Below are 23,972 nucleotides of genomic sequence, written 5' to 3' on the forward strand. Positions count from 1 at the left end.
TCAGGCCCCCAGCTGGCGCAGCGCGTCGAGAACGGTCTCCGGCTTCGGGTCGTACAGCTCGCCGGCCAGCTTGCCGTCGGCGAGCATCACCACGCGGTCGGCGTACGACGCCGCCAGCGGGTCGTGGGTCACCATCACCACGGTCTGCCCGAACTCACGGACACTGCGGCGCAGGAAGCCGAGGACCTCAGCGCCGGAGCGCGAGTCCAGGTTGCCGGTCGGCTCGTCGGCGAAGACGACCTCCGGCCGTCCGACCAGCGCACGCGCCACGGCGACGCGCTGCTGCTGGCCGCCGGACAGCTCCGACGGGCGGTGCGTGAGGCGGTCCTCCAGACCCAGTACGTCGACCAGCGTGGCCAGCCACTGCTGGTCGGGCTTGCGGCTGCCGAGCTCGAGCGGGAGCAGGATGTTGTCCTTGGCGGACAGCATCGGCAGCAGGTTGAAGGACTGGAAGACGAAGCCGATCCGGTCCCGGCGGATCTTGGTCAGCGCGGCGTCCGGGAGCTGGGTCAGCTCGGTCTCACCGAGCAGGACCTGGCCGCTGGTCGGCGTGTCCAGACCGGCCAGGCAGTGCATCAGCGTCGACTTGCCGGACCCGGACGGGCCCATGATCGCGGTGAAGTTGCCGACCGCGAAGTCGACCGAGACGCCGTCCAGCGCGGCCACGGCAGTGTCACCCTGTCCGTACACCTTGCGCAGCTCGTGCGCGCGGATCGCCGTACGCGGCATCCCGTCCTGCGGCAGCCGCCCCGCCGCAAGCTCACCGGTCTGCAAACTCATGTCACTCCCTGGTTCCACGACAGGCCCGCCCTGTCATGACACTCAAGTTAGTGAAATGCGCTCCCCGGTACGTCGTCCCACGGAACGTAATCCGTGTAGTACCTGGGTATTACTTGGTCGGCCGGACCAGCCCGGTCTCGTACCCGAGAACGACGAGCGCGACCCGGTCCCGCAGTCCGGTCTTGGCCAGGATGCGGCCGATATGCGTCTTCACCGTTGCCTCGGACAACGTGAACAGCTTGGCGATCTCGGTGTTCGACAGACCGCGCGCCACCTCGACCAGTACCTCGCGCTCCCGTGCGGTCAGATCGGCCAGGTCCGGTCGCTCGACCCCCGAATCGGGGAGGGCTCCGGCGAAATGCTCGAGCAGGCGCTTCGTCGTACTGGGGGAGACGACGGCGTCACCGGAGTGCACCTGGCGGATCGCGGACAGCAGGTCGGCCGGCGGGGTGTTCTTGAGCAGGAACCCGGCCGCACCGGCCTTGATCGCGGCGAACGCGTACTCGTCCAGGTCGAAGGTGGTCAGCACGATCACCTTGGGGGCCTGTGGCAACGACTGCAGCCGGTTCGTGGCCTCCACCCCGTCGAGCCGCGGCATCCGAACATCCATCAGTACGACGTCGCACGCGGTCACGGAGATCTTCTCGACCGCCTCACCGCCGTCGCCGGCCTGCCCGACCACCCGCATGTCCGGCTGGGAGTCCACGAGCATCGTGAAGCCGGCCCGGACCAGCTCCTGGTCGTCCACCAGGAAAACCCGGATTACGTCCTCATTCACTGCTGGCCTCCGTTGGGCAGGTGATACGGCAGCTTGGCGATCACCTCGTAACCGCCGCCCGCCTTCGGTCCGGCGTTCACCGTACCGCCCGAGACCGATGCGCGTTGATGCATCCCCACCAGGCCGTGACCTGGTTCGGTGCTCGGGGCAACGCCACCGCCGCGGCCGTCATCGGTGACCACCACGGTCAGCATCTCGCGCCCGAAGTCCAAGGTGACGGACGTGTGCGCTCCCGGCCCGGCGTGTTTGAGCGTGTTGGTCAAACCCTCCTGCACGATCCGGTACGCCGTCAGTCCGAGCAGCGCGGGCAGATCCCGCGGGGCGCCGGTGACCTGGTAGTCGACCGAGAGGCCGGCGTCCCGGACGTTGTCGATCAGCTCGGGGAGGCTGGAGACGCCCGGCTGGGGGCGAGGCTGGTTCGGATCGAGCTCCCGCTGCTCCTCCTGTTTGAGCAGGCCGAGCATCTTGCGCATCTCGGTCAGGCTGGCGCGGCCGGTGTCCCCGATCGTGGCCAGCGCCTTCTTCGCCGCCTCGGGCGACTGGTCGGCGGCGTAGAGACCGCCGTCGGCTTGGACGATCATGATCGACAGACCGTGCGCGACCACGTCGTGGATCTCGCGCGCGATCCGGGTCCGCTCGGCCGAGACCGCGAGCTTCGACTCTCGATCGCGATCACGCTCGGCCTGAACAGCGCGCTCCTCGAGTTGGACGACGTACAGGGCTCTGGTGCGACGGCGTTCGCCGAACGCCCAGACGCCGAAGACGAGCGCGCCGAGGGCGACCATCATGGTCACCTGCTGGCGCCAGTCGGAATTCGACCAGTAGCGGGAGGTCGCCATCAGTACGCCGAGACCGCCGACGCCGAGCGCGATCCGGCTGAGGCGGACGTCGCCGTACACGGAGATCGCGTAGAGGGCGACGATCAGGCCGACATTGCCGGGCTGCAGGTCGACACCGCCGAGCCACTGCAGGACAGCCACTGACGAGACCGCGAAGAAGACCAGTTCGGGGTGGGTGCGGCGCCAGATCAGCGGACCGAGCATGGCGAGACCGAGGAGCCCGCCCCACCGCGCCTGCGCGAGCCCGAGGAAGCCGGCCGACACGACGAGGGCGCCCGCGAACAGCAGATCGAACGCCTTGCTGCGCGCAGGCAGCGGCCGCGCGGTCAGTAACCCCGTCATCCGGCCAGGGTACGGGTGAGCGCCCTGGCCGCGAGTCATGCCACGGTCGGATGTCGCCGTACGACCAGCGCCCTAACGACAGGACGTAGGCATCTACGCATACCGCTCCACACGCCTGGGTCCGGCGCGGATCGGCCGTCAGTGGACGTATACGACCTGTCCTTCGGAGGATTTATTTGTGCGGTCGCGTCGACAACACCGGTTTGGGCTCCAGACCGGACAGCCCGTTCCAGGCGAGGTTGACGAGGTGGGCGGCGACGTCCTGCTTGCGCGGGCGGCGGGCGTCGAGCCACCACTGGCCGGTGAGCGCGACCATGCCGACCAGCATCTGGGCGTACATCGGGGCGTTCTTCGGGTCCAGGCCGCGGCGCTTGAAGTTCTCGGCCAGGATGTGCTCGACCCGGGTACCGACATCGCTCAGGATCGAGATGAACGACCCCGTCGACGAGCCGACCGGCGAGTCCCGGACCAGGATCCGGAAGCCGTCGGAGTTGTTCTCGATGTAGTCCAGCAGCGCGAGCGCCGCCTGCTCGACCAGTTCGTGCGCCCGGCCCGCGGTCAGCGACTGGGTGACACCGTCGAGCAGCGCGCGAACCTCGCGGTCCACGATCACGGCGTACAGGCCTTCCTTGCCGCCGAAGTGCTCGTACACGACCGGCTTGGAGACCTCGGACCGGGCCGCGATCTCCTCCACCGAGGTGGCGTCGTAGCCGCGCTGCGCGAACAGGCCGCGGGCGACCGTGATCAGTTGCTCGCGACGCTCGGCACTGGTCATCCGGATCCGCCCGGAGCGGCGCGGTTTGGGTTCCGTCACGTCGAGATCACGTCAGCATCATGCCGCATTTCGGGTGTTGCCGGTGGGAGTTTTACGGTCAGGCCGCCTTCAGAGTACGGCGGGCGTCGTCCACGCGCCGGGCTTCCAGCCGTTCCTTGACCGGCCAGCGGACGTCGCTCACCCAGCCCATCTTCTCGAAGAACCAGATGGTCCGGGCGGAGGTGTCGAGCTGACCCTTCAGCACGCCGTGCCGCGCACAGGTCGGGTCCGAGTGGTGCAGGTTGTGCCACGACTCGCCCTGGCTCAGGATCGCCAGCCACCACACGTTGCCCGACTTGTCCCGGCTCTTGAACGGCCGGTCGCCGATCGTGTGACAGATCGAGTTGATCGACCACGTCACGTGGTGCAGCAGTGCGATCCGGACCAGGCTGGCCCAGAAGAACGCGGTGAACGCGCCCTCCCACGACCACGACCACAACCCGCCGATCACAGCCGGCAGCAGCAACGAAACCGTCACCAGCACCGGGAACATCCGCGACACCCGGACGATGTCCTTGTCCTTCAGCAGATCCGGCGCGTACTGCCGCTGCGGAGTCTGCTCGGTGTCGAACAACCAGCCCACATGCGCGTGGAAGAACCCCTTCGTCAGCGCCCCCAACGTGTTCCCGTACTTCCACGGGCTGTGCGGATCGCCGTCACGGTCGGAGAACTTATGGTGCTTACGGTGATCAGCCACCCACCGAACCACCGGCCCCTCGATCGCCAGCGAACCAGCGATCGCCAGCGCATACTTCATTGGCCGATTCGGCTTGAACGACTTGTGCGTGAACAACCGGTGGAAACCGATCGAGATCCCGTGCCCCGACACCGTGTAGAACACCACCGCGAGCACGATGTCCCGCCACCCCAGGAACCCGCCCCAGGCAATCGGCACCGCAGCCAGCACAGCCAGGAACGGAATCCCGATGAACAACGCCAGCGCGACCTGCTCCCACACCTGCTTCTGCTCACCCCCGAGCGTCCCCGTATCGACGTCGAGCACGTCGTCCTGCGCAACGCGGTCCGGAGCCTCCGGCGCGGCAACGGCGGGTGGAGTCATCGCTGTCTTCCCTCGGTCGGCGGACACCTTACCTACGCAACCGTAACCTACGGACCCGTAGGTAAGGAACCCCTCAGCTTGTCACCGACCCCACTCATGGCACACTGTCTCGGCAACCACGATCCCCCGTGGGGTAATCGGCAGCCCGCGAGACTTTGAATCTCGAAGACCTGGATCGAAACCAGGCGGGGGAGCAACCGAACCCCGGCTCGGGTCTCCTGAGCCGGGGTTTTGCTATCGCTCGAGGTGCGCGCGGAGTTTGTGGGCGTAGGGCTCGCGGTCGGCGCGGGTGGCGGGGGTTGGTGGGTGGCGGGTGTTGTAGAGGTTGTCGCCGGGGTAGCGCGGGAAGACGTGCACGTGGTGGTGCCAGGCGTCCTGGTAGCCGGCTGGTTCGTTGTGCTGGCGGGTGGAGACGCCCGCGCAGCCGTAGGTGGAGCGGATGGCGATGGCGATCGCGCGGACGGCGTCGTGGACCGCGTGACCGTCTGGCGCGGGTAGGTCGTACAGGTTCTCGTGGTGGGTGTTCGGCACGACGAGCACGTGGCCGAGGTTGTTCGGCCACCAGCGGGAGGCGACGAAGGCCGTGGCGCGGTCTGTTCGCAGTACGACGTCCTGCTGGCTGGTCAGGTCGTCTTCGCCGCCACGAACGACCAGGCAGAGCGGGCATTCGTAGCCCGCGGGCTCATGGTTGAACATGGCCGGACCAGGTGGCTAGGCATTGTTCGGTGCCGTAGGCGTGGTAGCGGGTTAGCTCGGTGAAGCCCAGCTTGGTGGCTAGGCGCAGGGAGCGTTCATTGGCTGTTTGGGTGGTGAGGACTACTGCCTCGCCGGGGTGTGCGGTGGCGAACCAGGTGAGCGCTGCGGCACAGGCCTCGGCGGCGTAACCGCGGCCCCAGGTGTGGGGGAGGAACAGGTAGCCGAGCTCGACGTCGCCCGCTTCCGGGTGGAGGTAGTCCGGGCTCTCCACGTTGCGCCCGCTGAGCGTGACCGTGCCGATCGCCGAACCGTCGAGTTCGACAACGAAGAACCCCGGCCGCTGACCAGGCACCTCGGGAAGCGCCCGCTCCAGCTCACCACGGTCCTGCGCACCACCGACGTACGCCCCGACCTCCGCCGAAGCCAGCAACTCGACGATGGCCGCGCGATCCCGCCCCTCGGACTCACGCAGTACCAGCCGCTCAGTCCGAATCGCCACAGGCGGCCAAGCAACACTCCCAAGCATCCCGCGAACCTACCAACCGCACACGCTCACCGGTCGAGGAGGAACCAGTAGTTGACGGTGGGGCCTTGGTCGGCGAGGCCGCCGCCGAAAGCGTCGTACAGGGAGCGGGCGGGGTGGTTGTCGGCGCCGGTGGTGAGGAACATCTTGGTGGCGCCCGCTTGGGTGCCGGCGGTTATGAAGGCTTGGAGGAGGGCTCGGCCGATGCCGCGGCGGCGGTGGGGTTCGGCTACTGCTAGTTGGTGAAGGTAGAGCATGGAGGTGCCGTCGGGGCGGGGGAGGTGATAGCCCCAGCACCAGCCGAGGACTTCGGGGTCGGCGGCTACGAAGGCGAGGGTGGCTGGTGAGTCGAGGTAGGTGGCAGCGGGTTCGGCGCCCATGAATTTGTGTACGGCGGCCTCGAGCAGGTCGGGGGTCGCGGCCTGGATCTGGATGCTCATCAGGGGTTGCGGACGAAGCCGAGTTCGTTGCCGTCGGGGTCGGCGATGGTGAACTTCCGGGTGCCGTAGGGGGTGTCGAAGAGGGGCTCGATGACGACGGCTAGGTCTTTGAGTTTGGCCCAGAGGGCGTCCGGATCGTCAACGGAGAAGTTGAAGCGTGCGCCTCGGCCCTCCGCCTCCATGACGGCGAAGGTCGCGCCGGACTGCGTGCGGAAGTGGGCGTAGTTCGGCGACTCCGGCGGCCAATACGCCTCCACCTCGAAGCCCAGGACCGTCGTGTACCAATGAACGGCAGCATTGAGATCGGTGACATTCGCACGGACGTGTTCGAGGCGTGTCCCACTCATCACCGCAGCCTGCCACAGAACTCTGCAGACCAGCACAAATTTTCTCTCTACGGTGGGGGGATGCGTTATTACGAGGTTGAGGCGCGGGCTGTTTACGGGCGGGTGGTGCGGGAGGGGTGGACGCAGTGGAACGAGGTTTTTGAGGGTGGGGGTGGGTTTGCGGACTTTCCTAATCGGGGGTTCTTGGAGGGGGTGGTGGATGAGCTTGCGGTGGGTGGGCGGGTTTTGGAGTATGGGTGTGGGACTGGGCCGGCGGCTTGTTTCTTGGCGGGGTTGGGGTTTCGGGTTGATGCGGTCGACTTGATTCCGGAGGCGATCGCGTTGGCTGAGGGGTTTGCGGAGGAGTTGGGGGTTCGGGTCAACTTCGGCGTACAGGATGTTTGTCGTTGGCCTGTTGAGGTGGAGACGCGGTACGACGTGGTGCTCGACAGCTTCTGTTTGCAGAACATCGTGCTGGACGAGGATCGGTCCGCGGTGTTTCGTGGGGTGCGGGATCGGTTGTTGCCGGGCGGGCGTTATTTGATCTCGACGGCCTTGTACGACGAGGATCGCGGGTACGGCGAGGAGTTCCGGTACGACGCGGTCACCGGGATCTGCTACCGCGGTGAGCTGCCGTATCGGCGGCATCTGAGGCCGGCCGCGTTGCGGGCTGAGTTGGTGGCGGCGGGGTTCGAGGTGTTGTCGTTCAACGGAAATAATTTGGTGTGCGCGCGGGGGTAGTCGCGGATACCGTGCACGGATGACCGCCTTGTTGCCACGGTCGACGCCTGCAGCAATGGGGATGTCGTCGCGTTCGATCATCGCGCTGCTGGATCGGATCGCGGCGGATTCCGTCGAGCTCCACTCGATCATGGTGGTACGCCGGGGTCACGTCGTCGCGGAAGGCTGGTGGACGCCGTACTCGGCGGATCGGCCGCATCTCCTGTACTCGTTGACGAAATCGTTCACGTCGATCGCGGTCGGGCTGGTGATCGCGGACGGGTTGTTGTCGCTGGATGATCGCCTGGTGGACGTGTTGCCTGAGCAGGTTCCGGATGATGTTTCGGAGCAGGGGCGTCGGATCACCGTGCATCACTTGTTGTCGATGACGGTTGGGCATCCGATCGACAGTCTTGGTGAGGCGTGGGAGCTGGAACCGGATGATCTGGTGAAGGGCTTCTTGCGGGTGCCGTTCACCGATCCCGAGGGGACGAAGCACACCTACGACAACGCGACCACGTTCATCCTCGCGCGGATGGTGGAGCGCGTGACTGGCCGCGGTCTTCCGGAGTTGCTGGATGAGCGGTTGTTCAAGCCGATGGGGATCGACCACGCTGAATGGGATCGCGTGGCGAGCGGGCTCGCGTTCGGGTTTCACGGGCTGTATCTGCGGACCGAGGCGATTGCTGCTTTCGGGGAGCTGCTGTTGCGCGGCGGGCGATGGGGTGATCGTCAGCTGGTACCGCGTGAATGGGTGGAGCTCGCGACGAGTCGGCAGATCGAGACGTTGCAGGTCGAGGATGCATGGGCCGCCGAGGACTTCTTGTGTGGGTACGGCTACCAGTTCTGGCGGTCGCGGCACGGCTTCTTCGGGAACGGCGCTTTCGGTCAGCAGTGTGTGGTCGTCCCGGAGCATGAGCTCGTCATCGCCGTGACGTCCGCGCTCGATGAGCGGCAGCCGATCCCCGGCATCTTCTGGGACTATCTGCTGCCCGCTCTCGACGAACCGGCGAGCGCCGAGGACGACGAGCTCCTCGCCGAGCGTCTGCGGCAGCTCTCCCTCACGCCGGTCCCGGGCGAGGCCGCGCCGGGGCATTCCGCCAAGGCGACACTCGATGCATCCGCCGAGAACTCAGCACTGCCTGACGGTACGACGGTCGTCGTCGAACCCGTGGACGGCGGATGGCTGCTGCGGTTCGGCTCCTGGCCGAGTGTCGGGGCTGGCCACGGCAATTGGCGGGAAAGCTCACCCCTCGGCCGCCCAGTCGTCGCAACCGCCGCCTGGCACGACGACACGTTCGTCGCCGAGCTCCAGATCATCACCAGCCCACACCGAGTCCGCCTGGAACTCGACACCACAACAGCAACCGCAGTCGCCACCTGGAACGGCGTACCGCTAACCGGCCCCAACCTCGAGCGCCTCCTGCGCGCACCCCTGATGACCCGCCCAGACGTCTCCTGACCGAGGCCTAGTCGGTGGGGAGCCAGCAGAGGCAGAAGGGGTGGCCGGCGGGGTCGGCGTAGGTGGATACGCCGCGGGGTGCGGTGGGGTTTTCGGCTGGTTTGAGGAGGCGGGCGCCTAGGGAGAGGGCTTTGTCGTGGGCTTCGGCGTGGGCGGGTTGGCCTTCGAAGTAGAGGTCCAGGTGGATTTGTTGGGGTTGGGCGTCGTCGGGCCAGGTGGGTGGTTGGTGGTCGGGAGCGTGCTGTACGCCGAGGGCCCAGCCTCCGTCGACCCAGATGGCGTGCCAGCGGTCGTTCCACTTGTCGACGGTGCCGTCGAGGAAGCCGGCCCAGAACGTGCTTTCGGCGTCCAGGTCGGCGGCGTCGAAGACGATCATGCGGTGCTTGATGTCCATGGGGTGAGTCTCCAATGACGGGGCAGTTCAGGCGAGAAACTCGTTGAGGTGTTGGGCCCACACGTCGGGGCGCTCGAAGTGGCACATGTGGGCGGTGTCGGGGATGACGGCTAGTTGGCTGTTCGGTACGGCGGTGTGCAGGCGCTCGGCGAGTTGAAGCGGGAAGCCCATGTCCTTCTCGCCGTGCAGGATCAGGATCGGTCGGCCGAAGTCGCGGAGGATCGTCTCGGGATCACCTGGGCACCAGGGGTGGTAGAGACCGGCGAGTGCGCGTTCGTAGCTCCAGTCGCCCTCGTCGGTCCCGAGGCTCTCCAGCAGTTCGAGGTACGACGGGGCCTTGGCGAGGTCCCAGACGAAGATGGTCGAGTTGCGTTGCTCGGGTTGCGCCAACCGCTCTCGTCGCTGGTACTCGTCCCAGCCGGCCAGATACTCCTCGGCCGCACGAGCGTCGTACGCCGAAGTCGACGCCAGCACCAACCGCCGTACCAGCTCGGGGTGTTTGTCCACGAACTGCATCGCTGCGCGCCCGCCGGTCGAGAACCCCAGTAGGTCGACCTGCCCGAGCCCGAGCTCCTCGATCAGCCGCCGGGTGTCCTCCACGACGTACTCCGGTTGCAACCGATCGGCAGGAAGCCCGCGAGTGCTTCGCCCGCACCCTCGGAAGTCGAACAGCACGACATGTCGCCGCACGTCTGCGAACCCGGGCACGAGATACCCATGCCCCACATCCGGCCCACCGTGCATCACCACCAGCGAAGGCTCATCCCCGCGCTGCCCCAACTCGCGAACGAACAGCTCCACCTCACCCACATCCACCACACGCTCCATCCCCGCACCCTGCCATCCGCCACGGACAGTTCTAGGTGCTGATGGGGATGCCAACATCCTGGACCTCGCGGATCTCGCACGGGGAGGGCAGGAGGTCGGTGAGGTTGCGGGTGGTGGTCTGGTCGGGGAGGTCGACGAGGTACGCGCCGTGCAGGTCGGTCGGCGGTGTGGTGGGAAGAAGCGGGAGGACGGCGTGCAAGGTGCCGTGGGTGCGGACGGCGGTGGCGAAGGCGGCGAGATCTGTCAGGTACTGGTCGCGCGTGGCCTGGTCTGCTGCGTCCCACTGCGCGTAGTGGTCGGGCCTGGACATCAGGATCAGGAACTTGGGCATGGAGAACCTCCTCGACGAGTGCGGTTGTCCTGAGGTTGACGGACGGCGCAGGCGGAAATCGACAGCTCCGTCAGGGGTGGATGAGGCAGAAGAGGGTGCCGTCGGGGGCTTGGAGGACGGTGAAGTCTGCGTCCTCGGGGTAGGTCCAGTCCTCGACGAGGTGGGCGCCGAGAGTTTCCAGGCGGGTGATCTCGGCGGCGAGGGTGGTGTCGGGGGTGAGCCAGAGGTCTAGGTGGGTTCGGTCGGTGGAGTCGAGGTGGAGGCGGGTGGCGGCGCGGTTGGGTGGGATGAGGAAGTCGGGGTTGCTGGGTTGTGGGGTGTAGTCGAGGGCCTGGCTCCAGAAGGTGGAGGCGGGGGTGGTGTCGGGGACGTTGAGGACGATGGCGCCGAGGGTGAGACCCATGATTTCTCCCGGTTCGGGGTGAGGTTTTCGCCTGGAGGCAATGGTCTCGCAGGGCACCGACAGAAAGCAGAAGTCCAGTCGGAGAAGTGCTTGCTGCGGGCAACGACCCATCCATCCGGATGACTTACTGGGTGGGTGGGTCGTTGGGGTGGGCATGAAGCGGGTCGGGTGGTTGGTCGTCGGTGGGCTGCTGGGTGCTGGGCTGGTGGTGGCGCCTGGTGGTCCACGGGTGGGCGTACTGCCGGTTGCCGCTGAGCTGGGGTTGCCGTCGGCGGGTGACGGCCGGGTGGAGCCGGTGGTGGGTTCCGCGGTGGATGTTGCGTTGGCTCGGCAGGCGGTGGCCTTGCGGCGGGGGGATGCGGCCGGGTTCCTGGCTGAGGTGGCGCCGGGGGCTGCGGGGCGGCAGGCGCGGGTCTTCCGGGGACTGCGGGCGCTGGAGGCTGAGGTGGGCTTCCGGCGGCGGGAGGCCTGGGTGGATCCGGGGGCGGTACGGCGGTATGGGGCGGGCGCGGTGACGTTCCGAGTGAGCCTGCGGTACGCCGTGACGGGGCTGCCGCCGGCGGTGGCGGATCTCGGGTACACGTATGTGGTGCGGGGCGGGGTGGCGCGACTGGTGGATGTGAACCGGCTGGACGCGGTACTGAAGAGCAACCGGCAGCCGTGGGATGTGGCTGAGCTGGAGGTTGTACGGCGGCCTGGTGTCGTCGTGCTCGTGGATCGGGGCCAGCGCGCGCGGGGTGTGCGGATCGCGGCGGTGACCGCGCAGGCGGCGGAGGTGGTGGACCGCCTGTGGCCCGGACCGCTCCAGAAGATCCCACTGGTAGTTGCCCTGAAGAACCCCACCGTCCCCACCAACCTGCCGGCCACGCTCTCGGGGCAGGAGCCGATCCGAATCCAACCGATGCACAGCGCGAGGCCGGACGGTCGCCCTGTCGGGGGATGGGTAGTGGTTGAGCCGTCCGACAGCGTGCCGAGTCTGGCTGAGGTGGTGCATGGGCTTACTCACCTGGCTGCGGTGAAGATGGGGGATGAGGCGCCTCGGTGGCTGGCTGAGGGGTTTGCGGCTTATGTGGCGAACTTGGTTCGGCCGGCGGACGCGGTGGCTCGGGAGCGGGCGGCGGTGGCGAAGGCTGTGCGGGGGCGGGTGGAGCGGTTGCCTCGGGATGACGAGTTCGGAACTACGGAGAGTTACCGGGTCAGCTGGCTGGCGGTGGAGCTGATGGTGCGGGCGGTGGGTGTGGGATCGGTCACGCGGTTCTACCTGCAGGTCGCCAGGCGGGGATACAGCGAGTTCGCGCGGGCGCGGATGATGCAGGAGTACGCCGGGATCACGGCCGGCGACCTGGTGGTGAACCTGCGGGGACCGGCTGCCTGAGCAGCCGGATGCGGAAACCCCGGCGAAGAGCAAGTAGGCTTGCGCGGGCACCGATTCGAGTGCCTGTGCAGATACTTGTTCCAGAAACTCGCAGGGAACTCGAGGAGAAGACCGCGTGACTTCCCATCGCCCCGCGGCGGTCGTGATCATGGCCGCCGGGCTCGGAACCCGGATGAAATCGTCGACCCCGAAGGTGCTGCACGAGATCGGCGGGCGCAGCCTGGTCGGTCACGCGGTGGTCACCGCGCGTGCGCTCGCCCCGGAGCACCTCGTGGTCGTGGTCGGCAACGGCCGGGAGCTGGTCGAGGCCCACCTGACCGCGCTGGACCCGGACGTGAAGACCGCCGTCCAGGAGCAGCAGCTCGGGACCGGAGACGCCGTGCGCTCCGGACTGACCGCCGTACCGGCTGCTTTCGAGGGCTCGGTGATCGTCACGTCGGGTGACGTGCCGCTGCTGCAGGCCGAGACGCTGCACGAGCTGGTCGCCGAGCACGACAAGCAGGGCAACGCCGTCACCGTGCTGACCGCGCGGGTCGCCGACCCGACGGGGTACGGGCGGATCGTCCCGGGCGCCGACGGCACGGTCGCCGCGATCGTCGAGCACAAGGACGCGACTGCCGAGCAGCGCCAGATCGACGAGATCAACGCCGGGATCTACGTCTTCGACGCGGCCACGCTGCGCGACGGGCTGAGCCGGCTGACCACCGACAACGCGCAGGGTGAGCTGTACCTGACCGACGTTCTGTCGATCGCCCGGACCGACGGCAAGCGCGTCGGGGCGTATGTCACCGAGGACGCGATGCAGACCGAGGGCGTGAACGACCGCGTCCAGCTGGCCACGCTCCGCGCCGAGCTGAACCGCCGGACGCTCGACAAGCTGATGCGCGGCGGTGTCACGATCGTCGACCCGAACACCACCTGGGTGGACAGCACCGTCGAGCTCGCGCAGGACGTCACCCTGCTGCCGAACACGCAGCTGCACGGCGCCACCACGGCCGGCAGCGGTACGACGATCGGTCCGGATACGACCCTGACCGACGTACAGATCGGTGCGAACGCGACGATCATTCGCGCGCACGGCTCGAGCTCGGTGCTCGGCGACGGCGCGAGTGTCGGCCCGTTCGCCTACCTGCGCCCCGGTACCAAGGTCGGCGTGAAGGGCAAGATCGGCACGTTCGTCGAGACCAAGAACACCAGCATCGGTGACGGCGCCAAGGTGCCGCACCTGACGTACGCCGGGGACGCGACGATCGGCGAGGGCGCGAACATCGGCGCCGGCACGATCTTCGCGAACTACGACGGCCAGAAGAAGTACCCGACGTTCATCGGCAAGCACTCGTTCATCGGGAGCAACTCGGTGATCGTCGCCCCGCGGACGGTCGCGGACGGCGCCTACCTGGCCGCCGGCACCGCGCTGACCGAGGACGTCGGTCCGGGCGAGATCGCCGTCGCCCGGGGCCGGCAGCGCAACATCAAGGGCTGGGTCGCGCGCAAGCGGGCCGGGACGAAGACGGCGCAAGCTGCTGCGGAAGCAGAAGCCGCGGCCGATACTGGCGACAAGAAGTAGAGCGTGTCTAGGGACTTCACGCCTACTGCGCAGCACTCGGTACGGCACCTCGCCGCACTGGTGCAAAGGCCACGATGGACAAACATCGAGGCCTCCGCCCCAGCACGCCGAGCTACCGCACCGAGCACTTGCTCGCTACGGCGAGAAGTCCCCAGACACACTCACACGGGAGGCCGGCCATGAGCGGGATGAAGCGAACCACCGAGAAGAACCTGATGGTGTTCTCCGGCAGAGCCCATCCCGGGCTGGCCGAGGAGGTCGCCGAGCAGCTGGGATCCGGCCTGGTGCCGACCTCGGCGTACGACTTCGCCAACGGCGAGATCTATGTCCGGTTCGAGGAGTCGGTGCGCGGGAGCGACGCCTTCGTGATCCAGAGTCACACCTCGCCGATCAACGAGTGGATCATGGAGCAGCTGATCATGGTCGACGCGCTCAAGCGCGCCTCGGCCAAGCGGATCACCGTCGTGCTCCCGTTCTACGGCTACGCGCGGCAGGACAAGAAGCACCGCGGCCGGGAGCCGATCTCGGCCCGGCTGATGGCCGACCTGTTCAAGACCGCCGGCGCGAACCGGCTGATCTGCGTCGACCTGCACACCTCGCAGATCCAGGGCTTCTTCGACGGACCGGTCGACCACCTGATGGCGCTGCCGATCCTGAGCGACTACGTCCGCGACAAGTACGGCGACCAGCAGCTGGCCGTGGTCTCGCCGGACGCCGGCCGGATCAAGGTGGCCGAGCAGTGGTCCGCCCGCCTGAACAACGCCCCGCTGGCCTTCATCCACAAGACCCGCGACATCGACCGGCCGAACGAGACGGTCGCGAACCGCGTCGTCGGTGAGGTCAAGAACCGCGTCTGCATCCTGGTCGACGACATGATCGACACCGGCGGCACCATCACCAAGGCCGCCGACGCCCTGATCGCCGAAGGCGCCGCCGGCGTGGTCATCGCCGCCACCCACGCCATCCTGTCCGGCCCCGCGGTCGACCGCCTGAAGAACTGCCAGGCCAGCGAGGTCATCGTCACCAACACGCTGCCGATCGCGGCGGACCGCCGCTTCGACAAGCTGACCGAGCTCTCGATCGCCCCGCTGATCAGCCGGGCCATCCGCGAGGTCTTCGAGGACGGCTCGGTCACCAGCCTGTTCGAGGGTCGCGCCTAAGCAGTACGTCGCCACGCGTAGTACGCCGTCCCGAGGCTTGCCGCAGTCATCGGGACGGCCGTGACGAGTCCGGCGACGCCGTTCCCCGGGACGATGAAGGTGGCGATGATGGTCAGCCACAGGATCGGGATCCAGCGCGGTACCGCCTTGGAACGGAACAGCCCGACGGCCTGTACGACGGTCCCGAGGGCGACGAGTAGCGCGCCCGGGATCATCACGCCGAAGACGTGCGCCGAGTCGGCGTTGATGCGGTCCATCACGGACGGGTCGACGCCTGGGGCGGTGGCGAAGTAGTAGGCGGCTGCCCAGCCGGCGCCACCGACGGCGTACAGGGCGGTGCCGATCCACATCATCACGCCGCCGACGGTGGCCCAGGCGGCGCCGCGGGTGCGGACGAGCCGGACGGTGAGCAGGGCCTGGGCGGGCACGTTGATGACCAGGTTCGCGGCCAGTACGACGAGCAGTCCCCACCACAGGTCACGCTGCGGCTGAATGTCGCCGTACGTGTAGGTCTCGCCGCCGCCGGACGGCTCCGGCCACAGCAGCCCGCCGGGGAGCGCGATCAGGGCGGTGACGGCCAGCGCGAGGGCGACGAACCCGACGCGCCGCCGGGTGGTCGGGCTGGTGCGGACGAGGGTTTCGGTGGACATGACGGGTACCTCCTGAACGGGTCGATCTGACCCCTTCAGCGAACCGCTCCGGACCGGGCCGGCACATCGGAGCGAGCGCGGAGATGGATCTCCGTGCTGACTCGGAGGCCTGGCTGAAGACTCGGTCTTAACCTGACGGTATGTGGTGGCCGCGATGGGCGACCCTCGGCGTTTTCCTGCTCGTACCGGCGATGGCCGTGGGCAGTGGCTGGCTGCTGCTCACAGAGCCCACCAGTCCAGCTACTGTGCGCAACTTCGTGGCACTCGGAGCAGCCGGTACGGCGATCGCTGTACTAGGCCTGGTGATCGGCCGGAAGGTCCCGGGGAACCTGGTCGGCCCACTGCTGGTCTGGGTCGGGGCGATCACGATGTTCCTGGCGGCCCGCGACGTGTACTACGCCGCGGTGGTCGAGGACAGCCGGGTGGTCGCGTTCTTCAACGAGAGCGGCTGGTGGCTGTTCGTCGCCGTTGCGCTGCTCCTGCTGCACTTCCCGGACGGTCGGCTGCCGAGTCCGCGCTGGCGAGTACCTGCCGTGCTGCTTCTGGTCGGCGGTGTCGGGCAGCAGGCCTTCGGTGCCTTTGCCAACCTGTCGCTGTTCTGGCGGGTACTCAGCGAGACCGTCTTCGTGCTGACGCTAGTGCTGTCGCTGGCTGCGGCCCTGTCCCTAGTGGTCCGGTTCCGACGGTCGACCGGTCGGGTGCGTGCACAGCTGAAGTGGTTGTCGCTGGCCGGGCTGGCGGTCGCCGTCTACCCGTTCGTCTGCCTGACCGAGATTCTGATCGCCGGCCAGACCGGTGCGGTCTCAACAGCGTTCGGCATCGGCACTTTGATCGCCCTGCCCACCTCGGTGGCCGTGGCGATGCTCCGCCACGACCTGTACGACGTGGACCGGGTCATCGCGGACACGGTCACCTACGCCATCGTCGCGGTCGCGCTGCTTGGCACGTACGGCGTGACTGTGCTGACGCTCGGACTGTTCCTCGGCAAGGGATCCGCTCCGGCCGCAGCTGTCGCTACTGCGGCCTGTGCGCTCGTACTGAGTCCACTACGCACGCGGTTGCAACGGCTGGTCGACAGAAGGCTCTATCCGCCGCGGCGAGCGGCGTTGGCCGCGATCGAGGACCTGCAGCGGCGCATCCACACCGAACAGGCGCAACCGGAGGAGCTGGAGAAGTCCCTGCAGACAGCACTCCGCGATCCGACGCTGCGGGTCGGACTGCTGGTACCGGGGGCGTCTGGGTTCATCGACGCCGCTGGTCGGCCGGTTGGTGTCGAAGGCGGCGTAGCGGTGATGCTCGGCGGCGTACAGATCGGTTTACTGGCTGGGGCGAGCGGTCCGGCGGTTCTGAAGGCTGTGGCGACCGGTGCGGCGAGTCTGGTCGAGGTGAGCAGGCTGCGGGCCGAGCTGGCCCAGGCGCTGCGGGATGTCGAGGCTAGTCGGACGCGGCTCGTCCAGGCGGGCGATCAGGAACGGCGGCGGCTGGAGCGGGATCTGCACGATGGTGCTCAGCAGCGCCTCGTGTCGCTCGGCATGGCTATGCGATTGGCGCAACGGCATCTGCACGACGGCAGTGTCGATGTGAACGGCCTGCTGGACCAGGGGGTGGCTGAGCTGTCGACTGCGATCGCAGAGCTTCGGCAGATCGCTCACGGCCTCCGCCCGACCAGTCTGGACGACGGACTGCATGCGGCGCTCACCGCGATCACCCGCACGTTGCCGATCCCGGTGCGGTTGGACATCGGTCCGGGGGAGCTCCCTGATGAGCTGGCGACCACGGCGTACTTCGTGACGGCCGAGGCGGTCACGAACGCCGCGAAGTACTCGCGGGCGAGCGCGATCGCCGTACGGGTGGAGCGGTCGGTCGACGACGTGCGGATCCGGGTTGAGGATGACGGCTGTGGTGGTGCGGCACCGCGACCTGGTTCGGGGCTGAGTGGTCTGGTGGATCGCGTGGCGGCCATCGGTGGCTCGTTGTCGATGAACAGCCCGGCTGGGCGCGGTACGACGATCGAGGTGGTGCTGCCGTGCGGATTGTGATCGGCGAGGACTCGGCGCTGTTCCGCGAAGGACTGGCGCGGTTGCTCGATGACGCCGGGCACGAGGTGGTTGGCCGGGCGGCCGACGCGGTCAGCCTGCTGACGGTGGTGGCAGAGACGTTGCCGGACCTCGCGGTCATCGACATCCGGATGCCGCCGGACCACACCGACGACGGTGCTCGGGCCGCACGGCTGCTCAAGGAGAGCCATCCGGGCATGGGGATCGTCCTGCTCTCCCAGCACATCGAGACCCGGCACTCGGTCGAGCTGGTCAGCTCAGGTGGTTTCGGCTACCTGCTGAAGGACCGGGTGCTGGATGTGGAGCAGTTCCTGGATGCGTTGACCAGAGTGGCCGCGGGTGGTTCCGCGCTGGATCCGGAGGTCGTGGGTCGGCTGCTCGGCCGGCCGGAGCGACTCGGCGCGCTGACACCCCGGGAGTCGGAGGTGCTGGCGCTGATGGCGGAAGGGTGCACGAACGTGGGCATCAGCCGCAGGCTGTGGCTCAACGAGCGCACAGTCGAGACGCATGTCGGCAGCATCATGTCCAAGCTCGGACTGGTCTCGAACGCCGAGGACCACCGGCGCGTACTCGCAGTACTCACATATCTCGGTCACACCTAATCTGCTCTCGAGCTGCTGGGGAGTGCTATCCGTCGTTTTCGGGCGGTAGGGCTCCCCAGCCCTTCAGCGCGGACAGTGCAGGTGGGACTGCAGGGGGTTGGGTGGCCGGGCCAGCCGCGGTGGGTGAGTACGGCGGCGACTTGGGCTGCCGCAGCGCAGGGATCGCCGGCCAGCTGATACCCGAAGCGAAGGGTCACCATGGCGTCAACTGCCGCGGCGTTGTCTCTCGCCATGTCCCGCCACTGCGACGCGACATCCGCGTGCCCGGTGCGTCCGTCGAGCTCGACGATCACGCCGTACGGGTCGTACAGGCAGTCCCGCCGAACCGTTGCACCGCCCACGGACGCAACGATCTGGCGGCTGGCCGTCGGTAGTCCGTGAGCACGCTCCACTCTCTCGAGGTAGACGAGCTCCAGCCATGACTCGACCCCGGCGTTGGCGTCACGTAGCACCTGAGTGATGGCTCTGCGGCGCGGGAGATTCCGCAGCCGGTCCAGTTCCTCCAGCAGGCGCCGCGGGGTGGTCCGGCGCTGACGGCAAGCATCCAGAATCAGGGCCAAGGCGGCATCGGTGGTCGGTCGCCGGCTCGCGACCGTCAGAAGGGCAACCTCCAGCCGCACGATCGGTGGCTCACGGCTACCCAGCAAGCGGCCGTCCAGATCGCGGCAGCGCCGAATCACGATGCCCGGTTGCCGACGTACCCGCCGGTGGTGTGGGAGGTCCAGCCACACCGGCTCGGCCGCCCAGTCGCCGTCCAGCCCGTACCGGCGCAGCGCGGTCTCACCACCCAGCGCTGCATCAGGTCCGTAGGCCAACCACGCCGCCCCAGATCCGCGTTTCCCACGGAACCGCTCCGGTGAAATTGACGTACGCACCGCGATAAACCCGCTGGATTCGCCCCGACCGCAGCCGCGCCGTGATCATCTTGTCCGACACTCCCTCCAGCCGCGCCTGGCGCCAGCTGAATGCGCCCAGCTGCTTCTGCAGCAACTCCCCGAACTGTTTCCCCAGAAATCCATTCACACCCCAGAAGATGCACCCATCCCGCCCCTCCTCACCCCCTCCTCCCGTCCCCTGTGGATAACCAGAGCTGGGGAGGCTTAACCGCTGTTTTCGGGTGGTGAGGCTCCCCGGCGTTGGCATATCTCGGTCAGAGCTGATCTGCTCGAGCCATGCGGATCACCGTCTTTCACCCGGGTGCGATGGGTTCACGGCTCGCCGGAGAACTCGTCAGCGCTGGTCACACCGTCAGTTGGATCCCGGAGGGGCGCAGTCAGGCCTCAGTTGAGCGGGCTGAGGCCGCTGGGCTGGTCGGGCAGTCGTTCGCTGAGGCTGTTGCGGGGGCTGAGGTGGTGTTGTGTTCGTGTGCACCGCAGGGGGCGGTGGACATTGCTCGGCAGGTCGGGGGTGCTGGGTTCACGGGCCTGTACGTCGAGGCGAACCCGCTGTCGCCGGTGTCGCTGCGGGAGGCCCAGTCCGCCGTACCGGGGGCGACGTTCGTGGACGCTGGGGTGATCGGGCCGCCGCCGAGTGGTGGGGCCAGTCCGACGCATCTGATGCTGTCCGGAGGCGCTGCGGGCGATGCTGCTGCGCTATGGGCCGGTACGACGGTCACTCCGCGCGTGGTTGGCGCGGATCCGGGGGCGGCGAGCGCGGCGAAGTCGGCGTACGCGTTGTACAACAAGGGGAAGGCGGCCCTTGCAGTGCTGGCGTTTCAGCTCGCTGAGAAGCACGGGGTGACGGACGCGCTGGTCGCGCAGCAGGTGCGCGCGGATGCGGGTTCACTCCGCGACCCGGAGTTGCCTGAGCAGTTGCGGTCCGTGGCGTGGCGCTGGGGACCGGAGTTCGACGAGCTGGCCGCGACGCTGGACGACGCCGGGCTGGAGGGCGATGCGGCCCGGGCGCTGCGTCAGGTGTGGACCAAGCTCAGCTGAAGTCTTTGAACACGTACGGGTCGATGCGTTCGAGTAGACCGTCGAAAGCCTCAGTGGTGTGCTGGACGGTGTCTGCCGTCCAGTAGCCGACGTTCCACGCGATCAGCACGCCACCGTCGATTCGCCACTGCAGCTTCGGGTAGCGGAGCAGCCATTCCAGCACCCGCGGTGTGAGGAGCGCACTGGCAAAGCGGCGGTCCGAACACTCGACCGAGAACGTCCGGTTGAACTCAGCGCTCTCGAACTCCAGGTTGTCCGGGAGCATCGGGTTCTTCGGGAACACTGCCAGTGGAGGCAGTGCGGTCGGCAGACTCATCGCAACCACGTGACACTTGGCGGCGGTCGCCGTACGGGATGCCTGGTAGGTGAAATCGCAGGCCCACAACCGCTGGTCGCGAACCATCCGCTCCGCGTTGCCTGGTACGCCGAACGCGCGGCTGGCCGCATCAGCAAGCCATGGCTCGACAGGTGCCGGTGTGAGCCCCACCGCAGCCACCCTGTCCGCAAAGAACGCCCGCTGCCGCTGCTGCATCCGCAGGTAGAGCGCACCGAGCCCTGCGGCCAGTACGGCGATCACTACGACTGTGATGATCATGCGACCGCGTAGTCCGTGAGCACGAACGGCGGGATCCGGTCGATCACTCCAGCCATCGCCTCCAGCCGGGCCAGGACCTCGGCCACCGGAACCTCGCCGTACCCCCAGGACACCAGTGCGTTGCCGGCCAGGTGCCACTGCAGATCAGGGTTCTGCAACATCCACTCCATCAGCCGCGGCTGCAGTACGGCGGAAGCGAAGCGCTGGTCATCAGCCTGCACACGGAACCGGTCGTTGAACGCCTGACTCTCCAACTCGATGTCATTCCCCAGAACCCGCGTCAACGTCGAGTCCCGCGACACCGTCAACCGCGGCAACCCGACCGGCAAGCTGAGCGCGATCAAATGCACCGGCGCCGGCCCGCGCCGCGCAGTGAACTCATAGTCGAGCACCCGCACCCCCCGCCCACCGAAGTCCCCGGTGAACATCTGCGTAGCCCGCCCCTTAATAGTCAGCCGCCCAGCAAGCTCCACCAGCCAAGACTCCGCCGGAGCCACCAACCACCGCTGCGCCCCCATCACCGCAGCCCGCCGCCTCAGCGCAGCACCCCGCCTCCGCCGCCGTACGAGGAGTATCGCCACCCCACCCACCAGAATCAGCACCCCCAACGCCCCCGTCCCCACGGGAATCCACCAGACGTTCATGCGACGGTCCAGTCGTCGCGGAAGACGAACCGCGGGATGCGGTCGATCACGCCGGCCATCGTCTCCAGCCGCGCCATGACCTCGGGCATCGTGAGTTCGAAGAGCTCCCAGGTCACGAGGATGTTCCCGGCGATGTGCCAGCGCAGTCTGGAGTTGTGCAGCATCCACTCCATCAGCCGTGGCTGCAGCACCGCGGAAGCGAACCGTCCCGAGTAACCCTGGACGCGGAACGTGTCGTTGAACGCCTGGCTCTCCAGTTCGATGTCCTGGCCGAGGAGGCGCTCCAGCCGCACGTCCGGCGACACGGTGAGCGGCGGGAGCTTGCCGGGCAGCGTGAGCCCGATCAGATGCGCCAGACCTTCGCCGTCGGTCGGGGTGAGCTCGAAGTCGATCACGAACAGCCGCCGCCCGTCGAAGTCGCCGGTGAACATTCGCGCCGGCTGGCCGGGGACGCCCAGCCGGGTGGCGACGGTGACCAGCCAAGGATCCGGGGGAGCCAGGGACCACCCGAGTCTCGCCACGATGGCAGCCCGATACGCGAGCGCCACCCGCCGTCTCCGGTCATAGACGATGAACACCACCACCACGACCACCGCGGTGATCAGCAGGATCACTTTGACGGCCGCGTACCCGAACTCGTCGCTCACAGGGGAGCGCCGTAGTCGCGGAGGACGAAGGGTGGGATGCGGTCGATGACGCCGGTCATGGCTTCTAGGCGGGCTTGTACCTCGGGGGCGGTGAAGGGGCCGTAGCCCCAGGAGACCAGGGCGTTGCCGGCTAGCTGCCATTCGAGGCCGGGGTTGGCTAGCGTCCACTCCATCAGTTGGGGGTGTAGGACGGCTGAGGCGTAGCGCCGGTCGGCGCAGTCGATGCGGAAGGCGTCGTTGAACGCTTGGCTCTCCAGCTCGATGTCGTTGCCGAAGGCACGTCTCAGGGCGGAGTCCTTGGACACCGTCAGTGGTGGGAGTGCGCTGGGGAGGTTGAGGGCTACTAGGTGCACGTTGTGGGTCTGGGACGACTTGCCGTTGCTGGTTGTGTAGAAGTAGTCCAGCGCGCACATGCCGCGACCGCGGTAGTCGCCAGCGAACATCTCGCCCGGTCGACCACGGGTGTACAGTCCGGCGGCCACGTCGGCCAGCCACGGGTTGGCGGGTGCCAGGTGCCAGCCGTACTGCGCCATGGCGTGCGCTCGCTCTTGCAGCGCGGCCCGGCGGCGTTTGGTGTACTCGATGATCACCAGCACCACGGCCACGATCACCGCAGTACCGCCCAGCAGCAGCACGATCATGAACGCGGTCACCACGGCAATTTAGCGTTCGCGAGGTGCAGGGGGCTCGGCGCCGAGCCCCCTGCCTGTGTCGGTGCTGTTACGGCTGGACGGTGAAGGTGTAGGTCTTCTGTCCGGTGGTGATGGCAGTGCCGCCAGTGGTGGTGGCGGTTACTTCGAAGACTGCCGTGTAGGTGCCGGCGGCTTCGAAAGCCCAGTTGGCGTGGGCGTGGGTGTTGATGGCGATGGAACGGGTGTCCGGCAGGCCGTTGCCGCTGTCGAACCACACTGTCGGCGTACCGAGGGCGTTGGTGGTGTAGACGGAGACGTCGTCCGGTCCGCTGACCGAGACCAGCTTCACGGACACGGTGTTACCGGACAGGACGCCGCTGGGGACGCCCTCCGTGCTGAAGCCGGGCCACACGATGTTGCTGGCCTGCGTCTGCGGCAGGATCCAGACCGGGTCGCCCGGCGCGCCCAGGAACGAGTACGCCGAGCTCGACGGGACTGTGGTCTTGCTGGCCGACACTGCGTTCAGTACGACGTCCGCCGGGGCGCGGTCGACCGCAGGGGTCACCGTGCTGTCGCGGAGGTCGAGTGTCAGCGCGGACCCCGTCCAGTCGACGTCGATGGCGTCGACGTGACCCGACGAGATCGTGGTGGCGGCGAACGCCGGGCCGACCGACAGGACAGTGGCAGCGAAACCGGCGATCAGGGCGCCGGCCACCCCACGGGCCTTCACGCCTGCACCTTGAAGGTGTAGGTCGCGATGGCCGACGTGACCTTCTGACCGGTCGCAGCGAGCGTGCCGCTGACCTTGAACTTCAGCTTGTACGTACCGGCCGCCTCGAACGCCCAGTTGGCGTGCAGGTGACCGCCGGCCGTCGTGCTGATGGTGTCCGGCAGACCGTTGCCGCTGTCCGCGAGCCGCGTCGGCGTACCGAACGCATCCGTGGTGAAGATGCTGAAGTCGGCCGGTCCACTGACACCGACCAGGGTGACCTTCAGTGCGTCGTTGGTGAAGACGCCACTGGCGATCTCCTCGGCGCCGATCCCGGGCCAGAGCAGCTCGGGGTCCTGGACCTGGGGCAGCACCCAGGCGGCGCTGCCCGGCGTACCGAGGAAGCTGTACGCAGCGTCATCCGGTACGGCGATCTTCGCGCCGGGCTTGGCGACGAGCTGCACCGCGGACGGCGCGTACTCGGTGTCGGTCTCCTCGTCGTGCACGTGCACGTTGAAGGCGTTGTCCTCCCAGGCGATGCCGACGACGTCGACATGTCCCTGGTCGAGGGTTACCGAAGCCGACGCCGGGACAGCGACTCCAGTGAGTGCGAGGACTGTCGCAGCGGACAGCACAACGCGATGAGACTTACGCATCGTGTTCC

Annotated in this window: 30 protein-coding genes; 8 read left to right on the plus strand and 22 right to left on the minus strand. The window is 67.7% G+C overall.

Annotated features, from left to right (window positions below; all coding sequences use genetic code 11):
- The 9 genes from ACFTSF_RS16350 to ACFTSF_RS16390 form a co-directional block, all read right to left on the minus strand.
- Entirely contained in the window at nt 1–729 is a 729-nt protein-coding gene (locus ACFTSF_RS16350; protein ID WP_380154832.1) for an ABC transporter ATP-binding protein, read from the minus strand.
- 160 nt (nt 730–889) lie between these two features.
- Nucleotides 890–1,558, minus strand: coding sequence for a response regulator transcription factor (locus ACFTSF_RS16355; protein WP_380154528.1), 669 nt, complete (start codon nt 1,556–1,558; stop codon nt 890–892).
- The gene (locus tag ACFTSF_RS16360) at nt 1,555–2,739 is read right to left on the minus strand and encodes a sensor histidine kinase (RefSeq protein WP_344145458.1); all 1,185 of its coding nucleotides are present in this window, start codon (nt 2,737–2,739) and stop codon (nt 1,555–1,557) included. The genes ACFTSF_RS16355 and ACFTSF_RS16360 overlap by 4 nt, the downstream gene beginning before the upstream one ends.
- 172 nt (nt 2,740–2,911) lie before the next feature.
- Nucleotides 2,912–3,553, minus strand: coding sequence for a TetR/AcrR family transcriptional regulator (locus tag ACFTSF_RS16365; RefSeq protein WP_344145460.1), 642 nt, complete (start codon nt 3,551–3,553; stop codon nt 2,912–2,914).
- A gap of 58 nt (nt 3,554–3,611) precedes the next feature.
- The gene (locus ACFTSF_RS16370; protein ID WP_380154529.1) at nt 3,612–4,613 is read right to left on the minus strand and encodes an acyl-CoA desaturase; all 1,002 of its coding nucleotides are present in this window, start codon (nt 4,611–4,613) and stop codon (nt 3,612–3,614) included.
- A gap of 234 nt (nt 4,614–4,847) precedes the next feature.
- Nucleotides 4,848–5,309 carry an HIT family protein gene (locus ACFTSF_RS16375; protein WP_380154530.1) on the minus strand — a complete coding sequence of 154 codons (462 nt, stop codon included), beginning with the start codon at nt 5,307–5,309 and terminating at the stop codon, nt 4,848–4,850.
- The gene (locus ACFTSF_RS16380) at nt 5,296–5,808 is read right to left on the minus strand and encodes a GNAT family N-acetyltransferase (RefSeq protein WP_380154531.1); all 513 of its coding nucleotides are present in this window, start codon (nt 5,806–5,808) and stop codon (nt 5,296–5,298) included. The genes ACFTSF_RS16375 and ACFTSF_RS16380 overlap by 14 nt, the downstream gene beginning before the upstream one ends.
- Before the next feature lie 53 nt (nt 5,809–5,861).
- Complete coding sequence (locus ACFTSF_RS16385) at nt 5,862–6,272, minus strand: GNAT family N-acetyltransferase (protein WP_380154532.1); 411 nt, start codon at nt 6,270–6,272, stop codon at nt 5,862–5,864.
- Nucleotides 6,272–6,619, minus strand: a complete 348-nt coding sequence (locus tag ACFTSF_RS16390) for a VOC family protein (RefSeq protein WP_380154533.1) — start codon at nt 6,617–6,619, stop codon at nt 6,272–6,274. Before ACFTSF_RS16390 ends, ACFTSF_RS16385 begins: the two co-directional genes overlap by 1 nt.
- Nucleotides 6,620–6,679: 60 nt before the next feature.
- On the opposite strand from ACFTSF_RS16390, the gene ACFTSF_RS16395 reads away from it, so the two are divergent.
- Both ACFTSF_RS16395 and ACFTSF_RS16400 read left to right on the plus strand, forming a co-directional pair.
- Nucleotides 6,680–7,339 carry a class I SAM-dependent methyltransferase gene (locus ACFTSF_RS16395; RefSeq protein WP_380154534.1) on the plus strand — a complete coding sequence of 220 codons (660 nt, stop codon included), beginning with the start codon at nt 6,680–6,682 and terminating at the stop codon, nt 7,337–7,339.
- A 19-nt stretch (nt 7,340–7,358) separates the two neighbouring features.
- A complete protein-coding gene (locus ACFTSF_RS16400) occupies nt 7,359–8,780 on the plus strand; it encodes a serine hydrolase domain-containing protein (protein ID WP_380154535.1) in 1,422 nt (473 codons plus the stop codon).
- A gap of 7 nt (nt 8,781–8,787) precedes the next feature.
- Here the strand turns inward: ACFTSF_RS16400 and ACFTSF_RS16405 are convergent, their stop codons facing one another.
- The 4 genes from ACFTSF_RS16405 to ACFTSF_RS16420 form a co-directional block, all read right to left on the minus strand.
- On the minus strand, nt 8,788–9,174 hold the full coding sequence (locus tag ACFTSF_RS16405) for a VOC family protein (protein WP_380154536.1): 387 nt from the start codon (nt 9,172–9,174) through the stop codon (nt 8,788–8,790).
- Between the two features lie 27 nt (nt 9,175–9,201).
- Nucleotides 9,202–10,002: an alpha/beta fold hydrolase gene (locus ACFTSF_RS16410; protein ID WP_380154537.1), complete on the minus strand. Its 801-nt coding sequence runs from the start codon at nt 10,000–10,002 to the stop codon at nt 9,202–9,204.
- A 31-nt stretch (nt 10,003–10,033) separates the two neighbouring features.
- The gene (locus ACFTSF_RS16415; RefSeq protein WP_380154538.1) at nt 10,034–10,333 is read right to left on the minus strand and encodes a hypothetical protein; all 300 of its coding nucleotides are present in this window, start codon (nt 10,331–10,333) and stop codon (nt 10,034–10,036) included.
- 70 nt (nt 10,334–10,403) lie between these two features.
- On the minus strand, nt 10,404–10,736 hold the full coding sequence (locus tag ACFTSF_RS16420; RefSeq protein ID WP_380154539.1) for a VOC family protein: 333 nt from the start codon (nt 10,734–10,736) through the stop codon (nt 10,404–10,406).
- A gap of 154 nt (nt 10,737–10,890) precedes the next feature.
- Between ACFTSF_RS16420 and ACFTSF_RS16425 the strand changes: the two genes are divergently transcribed.
- From ACFTSF_RS16425 to ACFTSF_RS16435, 3 genes are all read left to right on the plus strand, one after another.
- Nucleotides 10,891–12,111, plus strand: a complete 1,221-nt coding sequence (locus ACFTSF_RS16425; RefSeq protein WP_380154540.1) for a hypothetical protein — start codon at nt 10,891–10,893, stop codon at nt 12,109–12,111.
- Between the two features lie 115 nt (nt 12,112–12,226).
- A complete protein-coding gene (gene glmU / locus ACFTSF_RS16430; RefSeq protein ID WP_344145507.1) occupies nt 12,227–13,678 on the plus strand; it encodes a bifunctional UDP-N-acetylglucosamine diphosphorylase/glucosamine-1-phosphate N-acetyltransferase GlmU in 1,452 nt (483 codons plus the stop codon).
- 179 nt (nt 13,679–13,857) lie between these two features.
- Nucleotides 13,858–14,838 (plus strand): ribose-phosphate diphosphokinase, encoded by a 981-nt coding sequence (locus tag ACFTSF_RS16435; protein ID WP_380154541.1) that lies wholly within the window; start codon nt 13,858–13,860, stop codon nt 14,836–14,838.
- On the opposite strand, the gene ACFTSF_RS16440 is transcribed toward ACFTSF_RS16435, so the two are convergent.
- On the minus strand, nt 14,835–15,488 hold the full coding sequence (locus ACFTSF_RS16440; RefSeq protein WP_380154542.1) for a hypothetical protein: 654 nt from the start codon (nt 15,486–15,488) through the stop codon (nt 14,835–14,837). The genes ACFTSF_RS16435 and ACFTSF_RS16440 overlap by 4 nt on opposite strands.
- 140 nt (nt 15,489–15,628) lie before the next feature.
- Between ACFTSF_RS16440 and ACFTSF_RS16445 the strand changes: the two genes are divergently transcribed.
- Together ACFTSF_RS16445 and ACFTSF_RS16450 are read left to right on the plus strand one after the other, a co-directional pair.
- Nucleotides 15,629–17,527 carry a sensor histidine kinase gene (locus tag ACFTSF_RS16445; protein ID WP_380154543.1) on the plus strand — a complete coding sequence of 633 codons (1,899 nt, stop codon included), beginning with the start codon at nt 15,629–15,631 and terminating at the stop codon, nt 17,525–17,527.
- Nucleotides 17,515–18,147 (plus strand): response regulator, encoded by a 633-nt coding sequence (locus tag ACFTSF_RS16450; RefSeq protein ID WP_380154544.1) that lies wholly within the window; start codon nt 17,515–17,517, stop codon nt 18,145–18,147. The genes ACFTSF_RS16445 and ACFTSF_RS16450 overlap by 13 nt, the downstream gene beginning before the upstream one ends.
- Here ACFTSF_RS16450 and ACFTSF_RS16455 read toward each other — a convergent pair.
- Nucleotides 18,144–18,962 (minus strand): hypothetical protein, encoded by an 819-nt coding sequence (locus ACFTSF_RS16455; RefSeq protein WP_380154545.1) that lies wholly within the window; start codon nt 18,960–18,962, stop codon nt 18,144–18,146. The two genes, ACFTSF_RS16450 and ACFTSF_RS16455, sit on opposite strands and share 4 nt — an antisense overlap.
- On the minus strand, nt 18,946–19,170 hold the full coding sequence (locus tag ACFTSF_RS16460; RefSeq protein ID WP_380154546.1) for a type IV toxin-antitoxin system AbiEi family antitoxin domain-containing protein: 225 nt from the start codon (nt 19,168–19,170) through the stop codon (nt 18,946–18,948). Before ACFTSF_RS16460 ends, ACFTSF_RS16455 begins: the two co-directional genes overlap by 17 nt.
- A gap of 149 nt (nt 19,171–19,319) precedes the next feature.
- Between ACFTSF_RS16460 and ACFTSF_RS16465 the strand changes: the two genes are divergently transcribed.
- Nucleotides 19,320–20,081, plus strand: a complete 762-nt coding sequence (locus tag ACFTSF_RS16465; RefSeq protein ID WP_380154547.1) for a DUF1932 domain-containing protein — start codon at nt 19,320–19,322, stop codon at nt 20,079–20,081.
- Here ACFTSF_RS16465 and ACFTSF_RS16470 read toward each other — a convergent pair.
- From ACFTSF_RS16470 to ACFTSF_RS16495, 6 genes are all read right to left on the minus strand, one after another.
- Nucleotides 20,074–20,676: a hypothetical protein gene (locus ACFTSF_RS16470; RefSeq protein WP_380154548.1), complete on the minus strand. Its 603-nt coding sequence runs from the start codon at nt 20,674–20,676 to the stop codon at nt 20,074–20,076. The two genes, ACFTSF_RS16465 and ACFTSF_RS16470, sit on opposite strands and share 8 nt — an antisense overlap.
- Complete coding sequence (locus tag ACFTSF_RS16475; protein ID WP_380154549.1) at nt 20,673–21,104, minus strand: DUF3137 domain-containing protein; 432 nt, start codon at nt 21,102–21,104, stop codon at nt 20,673–20,675. The genes ACFTSF_RS16470 and ACFTSF_RS16475 overlap by 4 nt, the downstream gene beginning before the upstream one ends.
- A 212-nt stretch (nt 21,105–21,316) precedes the next feature.
- Nucleotides 21,317–21,967, minus strand: a complete 651-nt coding sequence (locus ACFTSF_RS16480) for a hypothetical protein (protein WP_380154550.1) — start codon at nt 21,965–21,967, stop codon at nt 21,317–21,319.
- Nucleotides 21,964–22,620: a hypothetical protein gene (locus ACFTSF_RS16485; protein ID WP_380154551.1), complete on the minus strand. Its 657-nt coding sequence runs from the start codon at nt 22,618–22,620 to the stop codon at nt 21,964–21,966. Before ACFTSF_RS16485 ends, ACFTSF_RS16480 begins: the two co-directional genes overlap by 4 nt.
- 67 nt (nt 22,621–22,687) lie before the next feature.
- Entirely contained in the window at nt 22,688–23,329 is a 642-nt protein-coding gene (locus ACFTSF_RS16490) for a choice-of-anchor M domain-containing protein (RefSeq protein WP_380154552.1), read from the minus strand.
- The gene (locus ACFTSF_RS16495) at nt 23,326–23,964 is read right to left on the minus strand and encodes a choice-of-anchor M domain-containing protein (RefSeq protein WP_380154553.1); all 639 of its coding nucleotides are present in this window, start codon (nt 23,962–23,964) and stop codon (nt 23,326–23,328) included. Before ACFTSF_RS16495 ends, ACFTSF_RS16490 begins: the two co-directional genes overlap by 4 nt.
- Nucleotides 23,965–23,972: the final 8 nt, after the last annotated feature.

Source organism: Kribbella sp. NPDC056951 (assembly GCF_042674205.1).
Taxonomy (GTDB): domain Bacteria; phylum Actinomycetota; class Actinomycetes; order Propionibacteriales; family Kribbellaceae; genus Kribbella; species Kribbella yunnanensis.

Bases quoted from the DNA above. Each gene is read 5' to 3' on its own strand.
- ACFTSF_RS16370 (WP_380154529.1), bottom strand. From the start codon at position 4,613: ATGACTCCACCCGCCGTTGCCGCGCCGGAGGCTCCGGACCGCGTTGCG.
- ACFTSF_RS16445 (WP_380154543.1), top strand. From the start codon at position 15,629: ATGTGGTGGCCGCGATGGGCGACCCTCGGCGTTTTCCTGCTCGTACCG.
- ACFTSF_RS16390 (WP_380154533.1), bottom strand. From the start codon at position 6,619: ATGAGTGGGACACGCCTCGAACACGTCCGTGCGAATGTCACCGATCTC.
- ACFTSF_RS16425 (WP_380154540.1), top strand. From the start codon at position 10,891: ATGAAGCGGGTCGGGTGGTTGGTCGTCGGTGGGCTGCTGGGTGCTGGG.
- ACFTSF_RS16420 (WP_380154539.1), bottom strand. From the start codon at position 10,736: ATGGGTCTCACCCTCGGCGCCATCGTCCTCAACGTCCCCGACACCACC.
- ACFTSF_RS16465 (WP_380154547.1), top strand. From the start codon at position 19,320: ATGCGGATCACCGTCTTTCACCCGGGTGCGATGGGTTCACGGCTCGCC.
- ACFTSF_RS16400 (WP_380154535.1), top strand. From the start codon at position 7,359: ATGACCGCCTTGTTGCCACGGTCGACGCCTGCAGCAATGGGGATGTCG.
- ACFTSF_RS16495 (WP_380154553.1), bottom strand. From the start codon at position 23,964: ATGCGTAAGTCTCATCGCGTTGTGCTGTCCGCTGCGACAGTCCTCGCA.
- ACFTSF_RS16405 (WP_380154536.1), bottom strand. From the start codon at position 9,174: ATGGACATCAAGCACCGCATGATCGTCTTCGACGCCGCCGACCTGGAC.
- ACFTSF_RS16470 (WP_380154548.1), bottom strand. From the start codon at position 20,676: ATGATCATCACAGTCGTAGTGATCGCCGTACTGGCCGCAGGGCTCGGT.
- ACFTSF_RS16440 (WP_380154542.1), bottom strand. From the start codon at position 15,488: ATGTCCACCGAAACCCTCGTCCGCACCAGCCCGACCACCCGGCGGCGC.
- ACFTSF_RS16375 (WP_380154530.1), bottom strand. From the start codon at position 5,309: ATGTTCAACCATGAGCCCGCGGGCTACGAATGCCCGCTCTGCCTGGTC.
- ACFTSF_RS16395 (WP_380154534.1), top strand. From the start codon at position 6,680: ATGCGTTATTACGAGGTTGAGGCGCGGGCTGTTTACGGGCGGGTGGTG.
- ACFTSF_RS16410 (WP_380154537.1), bottom strand. From the start codon at position 10,002: ATGGAGCGTGTGGTGGATGTGGGTGAGGTGGAGCTGTTCGTTCGCGAG.
- ACFTSF_RS16475 (WP_380154549.1), bottom strand. From the start codon at position 21,104: ATGTTCACCGGGGACTTCGGTGGGCGGGGGGTGCGGGTGCTCGACTAT.
- ACFTSF_RS16385 (WP_380154532.1), bottom strand. From the start codon at position 6,272: ATGAGCATCCAGATCCAGGCCGCGACCCCCGACCTGCTCGAGGCCGCC.
- ACFTSF_RS16360 (WP_344145458.1), bottom strand. From the start codon at position 2,739: ATGACGGGGTTACTGACCGCGCGGCCGCTGCCTGCGCGCAGCAAGGCG.
- ACFTSF_RS16415 (WP_380154538.1), bottom strand. From the start codon at position 10,333: ATGCCCAAGTTCCTGATCCTGATGTCCAGGCCCGACCACTACGCGCAG.
- ACFTSF_RS16350 (WP_380154832.1), bottom strand. From the start codon at position 729: ATGCCGCGTACGGCGATCCGCGCGCACGAGCTGCGCAAGGTGTACGGA.
- ACFTSF_RS16435 (WP_380154541.1), top strand. From the start codon at position 13,858: ATGAGCGGGATGAAGCGAACCACCGAGAAGAACCTGATGGTGTTCTCC.